We start from the raw sequence: 13,794 nt of genomic DNA on the forward strand, positions 1-13,794 counted from the left end.
TTTCCACTCGGTTTTCATCAATAAACTTATTGCGATAACTCTACTTCTTTTATTTTCTCTTTCATTCTTGCTTTATCACGATTTAAAATCTCTTTTAAATACTTACCTGTGTATGAGCGTTCTTCTTTCACTACTTGCTCTGGCGTTCCGGAAGCAACGATTTGTCCACCTTTATCTCCGCCCTCTGGTCCAAGGTCAACGATATAATCAGCTGTTTTAATTACATCTAAATTATGTTCAATTACAAGTACCGTCTCACCGCTCTCAACAAGACGTTGCAGCACTTCTAGAAGACGTGCAATATCATGCGCATGCAAACCAGTCGTTGGCTCATCTAAAATGTATAACGTACGACCTGTAGAACGACGGTGTAATTCAGAAGCTAATTTCACACGCTGTGCTTCCCCACCAGATAATGTTGTTGCTGGTTGACCTAATTTCATATAACCAAGCCCAACATCTACAAGCGTTTGAAGTTTACGCTTAATTTTAGGAATATTGGCGAAGAATTCTACTCCATCTTCAATTGTCATCCCTAACACTTCAGAAATATTCTTATCTTTATATTTCACTTCTAACGTTTCACGATTATATCGTTTACCGTGACAAACTTCACACGGAACATACACATCTGGTAGGAAATGCATTTCGATTTTAATAATTCCATCACCACGGCACGCTTCACAACGGCCACCTTTTACGTTAAAGCTGAAACGTCCTTTTTGATATCCGCGCACTTTCGCTTCATTCGTTTGTGCAAACACATCACGAATATCATCGAATACACCTGTGTACGTCGCTGGATTAGAACGTGGTGTACGACCAATTGGTGATTGATCAATATCAATTACCTTATCTAAATGTTCAAGACCTTTAATCTCTTTATGAGTACCTGGCTTCGCTTTCGCTTTATATAACTTTTGAGCTAACGATTTATATAATACTTCATTAATCATCGTACTTTTACCAGAACCAGATACCCCTGTTACCGCTACAAACGTACCGAGTGGGAATGACATTTTCGCATTCTTTAAGTTATTCTCTTTTGCGCCGACAATCTCTACTTTACGTCCATCACCTTTACGTCTTTCAAGTGGAACTGGAATAAACTCTTTACCACTTAAATACTTCCCTGTTAATGAATTCTCATCTTGCATAACTTCAGCCGGCGTCCCCGCTGAAACGACCTGTCCACCATGAATACCTGCACCAGGCCCTATATCAAGTAAATAGTCAGCAGCCATCATCGTATCTTCATCATGTTCAACAACGATTAACGTATTGCCTAAATCGCGCATTTCTTGCAATGTACGAATAAGACGATCGTTATCACGCTGGTGTAAACCAATTGAAGGCTCATCTAGAATATAAAGTACGCCAGTTAGACGAGAACCAATTTGCGTCGCTAAACGAATACGCTGCGCCTCACCACCTGATAAAGTTCCTGCGGCACGGCTTAACGTTAAATAATCTAAACCAACGTTCACTAAGAACCCAACGCGCTCCTGAATTTCTCTTAAAATTAAATGAGCTATTTTTTGTTGCTTCTCCGTTAGCTCTACATTTGAGAAGAATTCTTGTACTTCTTGAACTGAATACTTCGTTACGTCAGCAATCGTTTTATTGCCAACAAATACAGCTAAACTCTCAGGCTTTAAGCGTCCACCTTTACACTTTGGACAAGCTTGTTCTGCCATATACTTTTCCATTTGCTCACGAATGTAATCAGAACTCGTTTCACGATAACGACGTTCAATGTTTGGAATAACACCTTCAAATAAAATCTCATTTTCCTTTACTTGACCAAATTCATTTACATAGCGGAAATAAACTTTCTCTTCCCCGCTTCCGTACAACACTTTATCAAATAAATCTTTCGGTATATTTTTTACAGGCACATCCATATCAACGCCGTAATGATTACATACAGATTGTAAAAGTTGTGGGTAATATTGTGAACTTGTTGGTTCCCAAGGTGCAATCGCATGTTCATTTAATGATAAATCCCAGTTCGGGATAACAAGCTCTAAATCTACCTCTAGCTTTGAACCAAGTCCATCACAAGAAGGACATGCTCCGAACGGACTGTTGAATGAGAACATACGCGGCTCTAATTCTCCGATTGAAAAACCACAATGCGGACAAGCATGATGTTCACTAAACAGAAGTTCCTCTTCTCCCATTACATCAATTAACACTCGGCCTCCGCCAAGCTTTAATGCACTTTCAAGTGAATCAGCAAGGCGGCTTGCGATTCCTTCTTTTACAACAATACGGTCAATTACAACTTCAATGGAATGCTTCTTATTTTTATCTAACGTAATATCTTCAGATACATCAAGCATTTCACCGTCAACGCGAACACGAACATATCCTTGCTTCTTAATATCTTCAAGTACTTTTACATGCGCACCTTTACGCCCAGAAACGATAGGCGCTAACACTTGTAATTTCGTACGTTCAGGATATTCAAGAACACGGTCTACCATCTGCTCTACTGTTTGTGACGTAATTTCAATGCCATGATTCGGACAAATTGGCGTACCAATTCGTGCAAATAATAAACGTAAGTAATCATAAATCTCCGTTACCGTTCCGACAGTTGAACGTGGGTTACGACTCGTCGTTTTTTGATCGATTGAAATTGCTGGTGATAATCCTTCAATCGTGTCCACATCCGGCTTATCCATTTGTCCTAAAAACTGGCGCGCATACGCAGATAACGATTCTACGTATCTGCGCTGCCCTTCTGCATAAATCGTATCAAATGCTAATGATGATTTCCCCGAACCAGACAATCCCGTTACAACGACAAGCTGATTTCTCGGAATGGTTACATCAATATTTTTTAAGTTATGTGCTCTAGCACCTTTTACAACGATAAAATCCTTGCTCTTACTCACTTTTTTCACCCTTCCGCTTTTAATTCTAATAGTAAATCTCTTAGTTCAGCTGCACGCTCGAAGTCTAACGCTTTTGCTGCTTCTTTCATTTCTGCTTCCATCTTCGCAATTGTCTTTTCACGCTCTTTTTTCGTCATCTTCTTAGCTGGCGTTGCTTCATACGTTTCCGTTTCTTCAGCAGCTGTCGTTGCACGAATTACATCACGCACACCTTTTTGAATCGTTTTCGGCGTAATACCATGCTCTTCATTGTAAGCTTCTTGTATACTACGACGACGCTTCGTTTCTTCAATCGCAATTCCCATAGATTTCGTTATACGATCTGCATACATAATAACGCGGCCGTTTTCATTACGCGCGGCACGACCGATTGTTTGAATTAATGAACGTTCTGAACGCAAGAACCCTTCCTTATCAGCATCTAAAATAGCTACAAGTGATACTTCCGGAATATCTAATCCTTCTCGCAATAAGTTAATGCCGACAAGTACATCAAATTTACCGAGGCGAAGATCGCGGATAATTTCAATACGTTCTAACGTTTTAATTTCAGAGTGAAGATAGTTAACTTTAATTCCTACATCTTTTAAGTAATCCGTTAAATCCTCTGACATTTTCTTCGTTAAAGTCGTAATTAATACACGTTCATTTTTTGCAATACGATCTTGAATCTCTCCTAATAAATCGTCAATTTGCCCTTCAATTGGTCGTATATCAATTGGTGGATCTAAAAGCCCTGTTGGACGAATAATTTGTTCTATTACTTCTGGCGACTGCTCTAACTCATACGGTCCTGGCGTTGCTGAAACATAAATAACTTGATTCGTTTTCTCTTCAAACTCATCGAATGTGAGCGGTCTATTATCTAAAGCTGACGGCAGACGGAATCCATGATCCACAAGCACTTGCTTACGCGCTTGGTCCCCGTTATACATCGCTCTTACTTGCGGTACTGATACGTGCGATTCATCCATAACGATTAAGAAATCTTTCGGGAAATAGTCTAATAGCGTATACGGCGTTGCCCCCGCTGGACGAAGTGTTAAATGACGGGAGTAGTTTTCAATACCTGAACAAAATCCCATCTCGCGCATCATTTCTAAATCATAACGTGTACGCTGTTCTATACGCTGCGCTTCTAACAACTTGCCGTTATCATTTAATTCCTTTAAACGCTCTTCTAATTCTTTTTCGATATTTTCAATAGCGACCTTCATCTTTTCTTCACGTGTAACGAAGTGAGATGCTGGGAAGATTGCTACATGATCACGTTCTGCTAATACTTCACCTGTTAACGCATTTACTTCACGAATACGATCGATTTCATCACCGAAAAATTCGATTCGAATACAATGCTCATCAAGTGATGCCGGGAAGATTTCAACTACATCTCCTCGCACACGGAATGTACCACGCTTGAAATCAATATCATTACGTCCATACTGTACATCAACAAGTTCACGAAGCAATTGATTACGGTCTTTTTCCATACCAACTCGAAGCGAAACAACTAGCTCGCGGTATTCTTCTGGAGAACCTAAACCATATATACACGAAACACTCGCAACAATAATTACATCATCCCGTTCAAATAATGCAGACGTTGCCGAGTGACGCAATTTATCAATTTCATCATTAATCTGTGCGTCTTTTTCAATAAACGTATCTGTTTGCGGCACATACGCTTCTGGTTGATAATAATCGTAATAACTAACAAAATATTCAACTGCATTATTCGGGAAAAAGTCTTTCAACTCACTATATAACTGCCCTGCTAACGTTTTATTGTGAGCCATAACAAGTGTTGGCTTTTGCACTTCTTTAATGACATTTGAAATCGTAAATGTCTTACCCGTTCCTGTTGCTCCAAGCAACACTTGCTTTTTCTTTCCACTATTAATTCCCTCTACAAGCTTCTCTATAGCTACCGGCTGATCACCTTGCGGGGAATACGCTGAGACAATTTCAAATTGACGTTCCAAAAAAATCCGACCTCCTCATAAAAAATCTGTATTATTATTTTACCACGAATGCCCATAAAAAGCCTAAAAAAACGAACAGATATTCGGTAAAGTTTTCGACAATATATACATAGAAAAAGGAAGGAGTATATACTTCCTTCCTCTACTAGCTCTATTTTTTAGGTACATATAATACGTCATATCCATTGCGCCCATCTTCATTCGTACAATCTATTAGCCTATAAATGGTTCCTGATTCGCGCTCGTCTTTCACAATACTTTTACAACTATCTTTATATAACCCTTTATTATCACCGGCAAATTGGTCTTTTCTATTATCTGACACATAAAGTATATCGTGCTTACTACGCTCTAACATTTGAAAAATCGGGTCACCTTCATGGGTATATTGTACAATTCTTATTTTATCAACTTTCCCTTGATCAATATTTAAAACGAACTGTTCAAATTTATTTAGATTGGAAATTCCTGTTCCCTTTACAACGACATCAGTCTTCTTATCAATTGCAGTGTTAGATTGTGAGCATGCTACTAAACTAAAGAGAAATATCCATATAAAACTAGTTCTTTTTCCTATTGTCATCCTCTCCTATAAAAATTATTTGTATACCGCAAAAGCTACTTTCCCCTAAGAAAGTAGCTTCTTGTTACCTTTCTCCTTCTTCGGAAAAAGAACATATGAAAATGAAATAGCTGTATCCACTAAAAGTATAATCGCCCAAACTTGGCTAACGCGACTTGCTGCTTTATTTAAAACGATTCCTGATTCTAACCAATTCCCCCATTGTTCAAATGGTACGAAACCGTACAGAAAGAAAAAGAAAATATGCACAACAACAAACAAACTAAGGTGCAATACCCAATTCTTTATTTCCTGCTTCGCATAAGCCATACCTGTTAATTCTACCTGTTCTTCTATAATAGGCGCCGGCTCATTCCGCCATTTCGCAACTGATTTTTGCACAAATATATCAAGCTTCTTCAAATCCTTTTTCCCGTAGAAAACTGCATACAATAAAATAATTACAGTAATAATTTGAAAGTTAGAGAACTTTCCTGTTTGATAATAGTCCACTACCCCTAAGGTTAAAATGAATACTTCGTTTACGAGTAGTACAATCCCCATAATAAAACTCGCCTTTTTCAAACGAAATCCGTAACGGAGTAAAAAGAAACCGATAGCCGATAACCAAAATACAATTTCTGCCCCAATTAAAAAATACCAACGATATTCTGCGAGCATACTCATTTATCCCTCTCCTTTTCATCATAAATACGAAAAGCTTCATCCATATATAGTAAAAGTTCTTCTTCAATTGGATACATGCTCATTTTCTGTGAATCTTCCTTCGATTTTCTAACTTCCCATAACTTATCTAAAAACGCTTCATCACCATTGGCCATTTCTAAACACTTCTGCATTAATCTCTTCATTGCCCCTTGTACCTCATCACTAGCAGCTTCTTTACCGTCTTTCATAAAAGTGCGTAATTGCTTTAATAAATCTACCCATTCTAAAACATTCGGATCTTCCTTACTCATGTTTGGTAAATTATGAAGCAATTTTTGTTCTTCCTTTGAAAATACTTCATTTTGAAATATTTCACGTATACGAGGAGACTGCTTCGAAAGCTGAATCAGTTCAAACATAACTTTCCAATCGAGTTCTCCCTCCACATCTACCGAATAAACAACTGCTTGTAAAACACTCTCCATTCGATTAAATTTCTTTTGTTCTTCCTGTACAAACCGAAGTTGTTTTTCAAGCGAATTTTTTAAATCCAGCTCACCTTTTACTAACATATTCGCAGTTTCTTTTAATGAAAATCCCATTTCTTTTAAAAATAAAATTTGTTGCAAACGAATAACGTCATTTTCACTATATAACCGATGTCCACCCTCTGTTTTTCCGCTCGGCTTTAATAAATCTATTTGATCATAATAACGTAGTGTACGTACTGTAACCCCTGTTTCTCTCGTCAATTCTTGTATTGAAATCACTACCATCACCTCTTCCCTTTCATTATAAAAGATGACGTTACGTAACTTTCAAGCTTTTTGTAAAAAAAATACAAAAAGCTGTTTATACAAAATGTATAAACAGCTTTTATGGAAATAACCCCTTTTGTATGGCGCGCCCACAAAATAAAATAAGTGCTCCAACAACAACACTCGTTGCCGTTTTATGATAATGGGCTAATAATAATAAATAATACGATAAACCTACAGTACCAATCATAATACAAATACTCGGCACTGGATTACGAGAAAAGTTTTGCATTCCCCAAAGAAGCGAAAATATAGCTGTAGCGACACATAACACCGGTAATCCCATCCCAGTTCCCCTTTTTCTATCTATTATTCCTTGTTGCTAACACACTCGTTGATGCGATACTAATTAATACACCAAAAATAGCAATATATAATAGCTCAGTTACATGTACTGCTTGCCTATCTAAATACTTATTTACACAAAGATACATAATAAACAAGAAAACGAAGCTTGTAATACAAATCATAAAATATGACTTCATCTTGTTCACAACTCGCTCATCAATTGATGGTACTCCCTCTTCTTTCAAACGCTTCTGCTCTTTATATTCCGAAATTCCATATAAAATGACTAGCGCTACATTCGATATAAAAATAGTTCCCCACGAAATACTTAAAATCATTAAACTCGTATTTAAAAGAATTCCTGCTACAAGCAAACTCCCTACGAATCTCATGACCTCTCTCTTACTCATACATGATCAGCCTCTTTTCGATTTCTATATTTCCACTTCGGCCAATAGTTCACAAGAAAATACACCCACTGCCCTAGTACAAATAAAACAAACGGCATACCAGCATTTCCATCAACAATTAAATTATATAAACTCCATATCGCTAAACTAATCGTAAAAAATAACCCTACATATTTAAACGCTTTATCTGACTGAAATCTCTCAAACTCATCCTGCATTTTTTATTCCCCCTATCGCTATGCTCGTTTTCCTACCATTTCTCTCCCCTTACTCCAGCGTAAAGATTTCCTCCACCTTCACCCCAAAATATTTGGCAATTTTTAAAGATAACTCTAGACTCGGATTGTAATGATGATTTTCAATCGCCACTATCGTCTGCCGCGTCACCTGCATCGCCTTTGCCATTTCAACTTGTGTTATATGATTTTGCTTTCTTAACTCTTTTATTTTATTTTTCACACCCATAGGATCCACCTTCAAAAGTAAAGATATCTTTACTTAAATTATAAATATTTTCCAGTTACAAGTAAAGATATCTTTACAAATTTTGGAAAAATGTTTCATTGAACATCTACTCTAACAAAGTACAAGAGTAATTCAATTTATATCAGCGATTTTCTAAATATATCGGCGATTTCCCAAATATATCAGCGCAACTCCATTTATATCGGCGATTTTCCAAATATATCGACATCCGTAGCGCTACTATAATCATAAGAAAAAGCTGTCCCCAAACACCTTCGGGAACAGCTTTCTCCTCTACTACATAAATCCTAACGCATATACAAGAACGTATCCAAGAACCGATAAGCAAACCGAGCCAATCAGCCCCGCCACAAATGCTTTACTTCCTAATTTACGGAACGTTTTAAACTCTACATTTAAACCGAGCCCTGCCATCGCCATTGCGATAAGCATGTAAGCAAGAACAACAATGTATCCCGCAACAACTTCTGGAATAATCCCGAGGGAATGCACTGCACTCATCGCTAAGAACCCGAAAATGAACCATGGTATTGGAAGTTCGCGCCACGATTTCTTTTCTTTGCTACCTTCACTCTTACCAAACCATAGACCAATTAAAATCGCTACTGGCACAAGCATTGCTACGCGCGTTAACTTCACAATAACTGCGATGTCTACAGCAGTACTTCCTCCTGGCGCCGCAGCTGCGATGACATGAGCGATTTCATGAAGCGTCGCACCTGAGAATACACCATAACCGTACGGAGATAAACCAAGCACTGGATATAATAACGTATAAATAAGCGTAAATATGGTACCTAAAATCGCGATGATTGCTGCCCCAACTGCTGTTTCATCGTCCTTCGCTTTGACTTGCGGTGCAATTGCCACGACCGCGGCTGCGCCGCAAATTGCCGTACCGCATGCTGTTAAAATCCCAAGTTTCTTTTCTACTTTAAATACTTTCGTTAGTCCGTATACAACAAAAATAGTAAATGTAATAACAACCGCCGCGATGACCAATACTTTCGGTCCCGCCTTCGCAATATCAACAAGATTTAATCGCATTCCAAGTAAGATGATCCCAAAGCGCAGCAACTTCTTACTCGCAAAGTTCGTTCCTGCTATCGCATCGTGAGGAACTCCAATTGCAGCGCGCCAAACCATCCCAATTAGAATAGCAATTACTAATTGTCCCATAATATTTAAAAATGGAAGCTCTGCTAAATATTTCGCGGCAATTGCGATTAATAATGTAATCCCAATTCCTTGCGAAAATCCAAAACGCTTCTTCTTTTGTATAACAAGTGTTTGTTCCATTTTGAACCACTCCAATAATCGTATTGGAACATGCATGTTCTTTCTACTTACATTATAAGAGAGTTTCTATAATAAGTTTAATACCAATACCAAATCTCTATCATCAGAAATACTTATGATAAGATGATAGAAAAAGAAAGGAGCCCATTATATGAACGTAGACATTTTAAAAATTTTTGTTACTGTCGTTGAACAGAAACACTTCTCCCGTGCAGCAGAATTATTAAACCTTTCACAGCCTGGAGTAAGTATGCATATACGCAACTTAGAAAACGAATTTGGCACTACACTTATTCAACGCTCCCCGAAGCACGTCCAAGTTACGGAAGCTGGAAACATATTATATATACATGCAAAGCAAATGCTCTCTCTTTACGAAGATGCTAAACAAGAAATTAATGAACTACATAACGTTGTAACAGGAACACTTCGCATTGGTGCTAGTTTTACAATTGGCGAATACTTACTTCCAAAAATACTGGCTAACTATGCGAATGAAAATCCACACGTCGAAGTTCATACTTTCATCTCAAATACAGAAGACGTTTTGCAAAGCCTTCGCTCTAATCAAATTGATATCGGCCTAGTGGAAGGACAAGTCGTATACGCCGACGTAGATGTTGAAACATTTATGCAAGATGAAATGAAGCTCGTCGTCCCGCCAAATCATCCATTACTCCGCACAAATGAAATAAATGAAAGTACACTCCAAGATCAAGTATGGGTATTAAGAGAAAGTGGTTCTGGTACACGCGCTTATAGTGACCGCTTTATTCATCAACACCATTTAAAAATGAAACGATTCTTTACATTCAGTAGTATCCAAAGCGTAAAGGAAGCTGTTAGTGCCGGGCTTGGCATCGCTATCCTTTCTGATTGGACTGTACGGAAAGAGCTATTAGCAAAAGAACTATTCCACGTCGAAGTTCCAAATGAACAACTAATCCGTCCGTTTTCCATCGTACGCGGTAAATATTTCATTCCATCTAAAGCCATTCAAGTGTTCTTAAATCATGTAGATTCTTTTGCGAAAAAACAGAGTTGACCCTCACATTAGTGTGAAGGTTTACAATACATGTAGAAGGAGTGAAACGCATTGCGAATTGGAGAATTATCAAAAGAAACTGGCGTTAGTGAAAGATCACTAAGACATTACGAAGAAAAGGGCTTACTCCCTACTAAGCGCCTTGCAAATGGTTACCGTGATTTTGATGAAAGTGCCATCGAAAAAGTGGAGCTTATTCAAATGTACTTACAAATTGGCTTAAATTTAGAAGAGACGGCAAGGATGCTGCGCTGCCTTGAAATTGAACCGCACCTGTACGACAATCCGTGTAGCAGTATCCTTACGCTTTACGAAGATAAACTCAATGAAGTAACAAAGCAAATCACATTACTTTCCAACATCCAAGCGAATTTGCAAAAACACGTTTCACTCCTAAAACAAGCAAAAGAAAAGGAATGATTACATGTTTGTTATACATGGCAGTTCAAGACAAAACGGAAATACAGAAGCTTTAACACATATGATGATAGAGGACATTGAAACAGAACAAATTTATTTGCGTGATCATACCGTCTATCCTATTACAGACCAACGTCATGATGCAGAAGGATTCCAATCCGTAAATGATGACTATGAGCAGTTAACCAAACGCATGCTAGAGCACGACACGATTATCTTTGCTACACCATTATATTGGTACGGAATGAGTGGACATATGAAAAACTTTGTTGATCGCTGGTCACAAAGCTTGCGCGATACATCTCTTCATTTCAAAGAAAAAATGAAAGGCAAAAAAATGTATGTTGTCATCGTTGGCGGGGATAATCCAAAGCTAAAAGCATTACCGCTTATTGCTCAATTCCAATATATCTTTGATTTTGTTGGTTCTTCATTTGAAGGTTATGTTATTGGAGATGCGAATGGACTGGATGAAATTAAAAACGATGCTGAGGCGCTGGCAAAAGCACAATTGTATAATAATAAATTCAAAAATAGCGAACAGAAATAAGTTTGACAAACCCTTTTGTATGCGCATACAATAAAAGTAATATTATGAAAGGAAGGTACTTTGACCAATGAAGTTCTAATTCTCTTATTTATTTCATCCATCACAAATAGTGAACAAAAATGATGAAAACTAGCAGGGGATTAGTCTGTCCATTTGTCGATACTTTCTTTCGAAACGATCATGTAAAAAATCGTTTATTTATGTACGATTTTTTACATACAAGGGCGACGTTTATCCTCTCTAGTGAAACTAGGGAGGTTTTTTTATGACTATTTTATTCGCACGTAATATTGAAAAGAGCTTTGGTGATCGCACACTATTTACATTACCATCACTGGAAATTCAAGCACAGGATCGCATAGGAATTGTCGGAGTCAACGGAGCTGGTAAATCTACGTTATTGCAAATATTAAGTAAAGAAATAGAAGCTGACAGAGGCATAGTAACTCATCATAGTTCTATCAGCATCATTCCTCAGCTCAGCGAAGAACTACCGGAAACCGCTTCTTCTCTCGCAAAAGGAAAATGGAGTATTTCAAACGTTACCGACGCAATGAGCGGCGGTGAACGAATGCGACTAAAGATTGCGCATGCTCTCGAATAAAATGCAGGCATTTTATTCGCTGATGAACCAACAAGCCACTTAGATATGGTCGGTACAGAGCAATTAGAAAAGGCACTTTCATCTTATAAAGGGGCACTTGTTTTAATATCGCATGACCGTGAATTTCTAGATAATATATGTACCAAAATTATTGAAATTGAAGACGGTATTATTCAAGAGTACAAAGGTAATTATTCAAACTATCGAAAACAAAAAGAACGTGAACGAATACAAAAACAAGCAGAATATGAGCAATATATACAAGAAAAAAATCGTTTAGAACAGTCCATTCTACAAAGAAAGCAACGTGCTTCTAACATGAAAAAAATCCCAACACGGTTCAGTTCATCTGAATCTAGACTTTATAGGTTAAATGGAGCTCATGGCCAAGAACAGGTTAGTAAAGCAGCGAAAGCATTAGAGACACGTCTCGAAAAACTAGAAAAGAAGGAAAAGCCAAAGGATCTTTCTCAAGCTCAATTTGACGTGCAATACCATACACCCATTCATAGTAAGGTGGCAGTACAATTCAATAAAGCAACAAAGAAAATAGGCGACCGTATACTATTTAAAAATATGAATGGAACTATTGCCCCTGGTGCAAAGCTTGCCGTTTTAGGGGCAAATGGAAGCGGCAAAACCACTTTGTTCAACATGCTTCTCACAAACGAGCGTGGCATGCAGCTATCGAAAAGTTGTAAAATTGGATACTTCGAACAAACATTATCTATTTTAAAAACAGATAAAACCATTTTAGAAAATGTTCTAGAAGAAACAAACTATACAGAAGCATTCGTTCGCACAATACTTGCACGGCTTCTATTCCGCCGTGAGGATGTTCATAAACCTGTGCACGTTCTAAGCGGGGGTGAACGAATGAAGGTTGCACTCGCAAAAGTATTTTTAGGAAACTATAATATGCTTCTGCTAGATGAACCGACAAACTATTTAGACTTAGCAACGCAAGAAGAATTAGAAACCATGTTACAAGAATATCCTGGCACAATACTTTTCATTAGCCATGACCGTGCCTTTATTCGCTCTGTTGCAGACCATATTCTACAAGTAGATGAGAGTGAACCTAGAGTATTCCACGGTAATTACGAGCAATACACAAAAAGAACCACCGGAGATTCTGTAAACGTTACTGAGCAAGAGTTGTTACGATTACAAACAAAATTAACAGAAGTCATCGGCCGAATTTCCATACCAAATCATCACAATGATATCTCATCTCTCGAACAAGAATACGAAACATTATTAGTTAAAATCCGGAAATGTAAAGAAGCACTCTAATGTCTTCCCTATATATCGACGGGACCTTCCGCATTTCCCAAGAAATATTGAATCTTCGACATAGAATACAAAAAGCCGTGCATCAGCACGGCTTCTCACTTTAGATACGGACAGCAGTCCCGCTCACAGCAACCATTAGCATCCCTTCGCGAACTACTTCGTAATCCACGTCGATACCAACGATGGCATTCGCATTTTTTTGTCTTGCAAGAGTTTTCATCTCTTCCATTGCGATGTCACGTGCTTCTTTCAATTTGCTTTCGTAAGCGCCTGAGCGACCACCGACAACATCACGGACAGAAGCGAAAAGATCACGAACGATATTTGCACCCATAATCGCTTCTCCATTCACGATATCGACATAATCAATAATCTCTTTCCCTTGAATTGTAGAAGTTGTTGTTACAATCATACTTTATAGCCTCCCATATGAGATTTTTACCTACTTATGGTGCACTAATT

The 13,794-nt window shown here is 38.0% G+C and carries 14 protein-coding genes and 1 pseudogene; 4 read left to right on the plus strand and 11 right to left on the minus strand.

Going from position 1 to position 13,794, the window contains the following annotated elements:
• Window positions 1–26: 26 nt before the first annotated feature.
• The 10 genes from uvrA to MR136_RS08960 all read right to left on the minus strand — a co-directional run bounded on the left by uvrA (window position 27) and on the right by MR136_RS08960 (window position 9,417).
• A complete protein-coding gene (uvrA, locus tag MR136_RS08915; protein WP_061457871.1) occupies window positions 27–2,903 on the minus strand; it encodes an excinuclease ABC subunit UvrA in 2,877 nt (958 codons plus the stop codon).
• A 5-nt stretch (window positions 2,904–2,908) separates the two neighbouring features.
• Window positions 2,909–4,885, minus strand: coding sequence for an excinuclease ABC subunit B (gene uvrB / locus MR136_RS08920; RefSeq protein ID WP_000441059.1), 1,977 nt, complete (start codon window positions 4,883–4,885; stop codon window positions 2,909–2,911).
• A gap of 151 nt (window positions 4,886–5,036) precedes the next feature.
• Window positions 5,037–5,468 (minus strand): DUF4362 domain-containing protein, encoded by a 432-nt coding sequence (locus MR136_RS08925; RefSeq protein ID WP_242259332.1) that lies wholly within the window; start codon window positions 5,466–5,468, stop codon window positions 5,037–5,039.
• A gap of 45 nt (window positions 5,469–5,513) precedes the next feature.
• Window positions 5,514–6,134 (minus strand): hypothetical protein, encoded by a 621-nt coding sequence (locus MR136_RS08930; RefSeq protein ID WP_242259333.1) that lies wholly within the window; start codon window positions 6,132–6,134, stop codon window positions 5,514–5,516.
• Entirely contained in the window at window positions 6,131–6,892 is a 762-nt protein-coding gene (locus MR136_RS08935; protein WP_031312396.1) for a MerR family transcriptional regulator, read from the minus strand. The genes MR136_RS08930 and MR136_RS08935 overlap by 4 nt, the downstream gene beginning before the upstream one ends.
• Window positions 6,893–6,992: 100 nt before the next feature.
• Complete coding sequence (locus MR136_RS08940) at window positions 6,993–7,220, minus strand: hypothetical protein (RefSeq protein WP_000524139.1); 228 nt, start codon at window positions 7,218–7,220, stop codon at window positions 6,993–6,995.
• A 16-nt stretch (window positions 7,221–7,236) separates the two neighbouring features.
• Window positions 7,237–7,632, minus strand: a complete 396-nt coding sequence (locus MR136_RS08945; protein WP_000043992.1) for a hypothetical protein — start codon at window positions 7,630–7,632, stop codon at window positions 7,237–7,239.
• The gene (locus tag MR136_RS08950) at window positions 7,629–7,850 is read right to left on the minus strand and encodes a hypothetical protein (protein WP_001150199.1); all 222 of its coding nucleotides are present in this window, start codon (window positions 7,848–7,850) and stop codon (window positions 7,629–7,631) included. Before MR136_RS08950 ends, MR136_RS08945 begins: the two co-directional genes overlap by 4 nt.
• 49 nt (window positions 7,851–7,899) lie before the next feature.
• Window positions 7,900–8,097: a helix-turn-helix transcriptional regulator gene (locus MR136_RS08955; protein WP_000538364.1), complete on the minus strand. Its 198-nt coding sequence runs from the start codon at window positions 8,095–8,097 to the stop codon at window positions 7,900–7,902.
• A gap of 297 nt (window positions 8,098–8,394) precedes the next feature.
• Window positions 8,395–9,417, minus strand: a complete 1,023-nt coding sequence (locus MR136_RS08960; protein ID WP_000438432.1) for a YeiH family protein — start codon at window positions 9,415–9,417, stop codon at window positions 8,395–8,397.
• A 151-nt stretch (window positions 9,418–9,568) separates the two neighbouring features.
• Here MR136_RS08960 and MR136_RS08965 point away from each other — a divergent pair, with 151 nt between their 5' ends.
• The 4 genes and pseudogenes from MR136_RS08965 to abc-f all read left to right on the plus strand — a co-directional run bounded on the left by MR136_RS08965 (window position 9,569) and on the right by abc-f (window position 13,332).
• On the plus strand, window positions 9,569–10,462 hold the full coding sequence (locus tag MR136_RS08965; RefSeq protein ID WP_001099987.1) for a LysR family transcriptional regulator: 894 nt from the start codon (window positions 9,569–9,571) through the stop codon (window positions 10,460–10,462).
• 51 nt (window positions 10,463–10,513) lie between these two features.
• Window positions 10,514–10,882, plus strand: coding sequence for a MerR family transcriptional regulator (locus MR136_RS08970; protein ID WP_001219225.1), 369 nt, complete (start codon window positions 10,514–10,516; stop codon window positions 10,880–10,882).
• A 4-nt stretch (window positions 10,883–10,886) separates the two neighbouring features.
• Window positions 10,887–11,432: a flavodoxin family protein gene (locus MR136_RS08975; RefSeq protein ID WP_000497611.1), complete on the plus strand. Its 546-nt coding sequence runs from the start codon at window positions 10,887–10,889 to the stop codon at window positions 11,430–11,432.
• 265 nt (window positions 11,433–11,697) lie between these two features.
• A pseudogene (gene abc-f, locus MR136_RS08980) lies at window positions 11,698–13,332 on the plus strand (ribosomal protection-like ABC-F family protein).
• A gap of 100 nt (window positions 13,333–13,432) precedes the next feature.
• Here abc-f and MR136_RS08985 read toward each other — a convergent pair.
• The gene (locus tag MR136_RS08985) at window positions 13,433–13,744 is read right to left on the minus strand and encodes a YbjQ family protein (RefSeq protein WP_000637521.1); all 312 of its coding nucleotides are present in this window, start codon (window positions 13,742–13,744) and stop codon (window positions 13,433–13,435) included.
• Window positions 13,745–13,794 lie beyond the last annotated feature (50 nt).

Source organism: Bacillus cereus group sp. BfR-BA-01311 (assembly GCF_022664295.1).
Classification (GTDB): Bacteria; Bacillota; Bacilli; order Bacillales; family Bacillaceae_G; genus Bacillus_A; species Bacillus_A cereus.

Coding starts and splice junctions, on each gene's coding strand:
- MR136_RS08925 (WP_242259332.1), bottom strand. CDS start 5,468: ATGACAATAGGAAAAAGAACTAGTTTTATATGGATATTTCTCTTTAGT.
- MR136_RS08930 (WP_242259333.1), bottom strand. CDS start 6,134: ATGAGTATGCTCGCAGAATATCGTTGGTATTTTTTAATTGGGGCAGAA.
- MR136_RS08935 (WP_031312396.1), bottom strand. CDS start 6,892: ATGGTAGTGATTTCAATACAAGAATTGACGAGAGAAACAGGGGTTACA.
- MR136_RS08940 (WP_000524139.1), bottom strand. CDS start 7,220: ATGGGATTACCGGTGTTATGTGTCGCTACAGCTATATTTTCGCTTCTT.
- MR136_RS08945 (WP_000043992.1), bottom strand. CDS start 7,632: ATGAGTAAGAGAGAGGTCATGAGATTCGTAGGGAGTTTGCTTGTAGCA.
- MR136_RS08950 (WP_001150199.1), bottom strand. CDS start 7,850: ATGCAGGATGAGTTTGAGAGATTTCAGTCAGATAAAGCGTTTAAATAT.
- MR136_RS08955 (WP_000538364.1), bottom strand. CDS start 8,097: ATGGGTGTGAAAAATAAAATAAAAGAGTTAAGAAAGCAAAATCATATA.
- MR136_RS08960 (WP_000438432.1), bottom strand. CDS start 9,417: ATGGAACAAACACTTGTTATACAAAAGAAGAAGCGTTTTGGATTTTCG.
- MR136_RS08965 (WP_001099987.1), top strand. CDS start 9,569: ATGAACGTAGACATTTTAAAAATTTTTGTTACTGTCGTTGAACAGAAA.
- MR136_RS08975 (WP_000497611.1), top strand. CDS start 10,887: ATGTTTGTTATACATGGCAGTTCAAGACAAAACGGAAATACAGAAGCT.
- MR136_RS08985 (WP_000637521.1), bottom strand. CDS start 13,744: ATGATTGTAACAACAACTTCTACAATTCAAGGGAAAGAGATTATTGAT.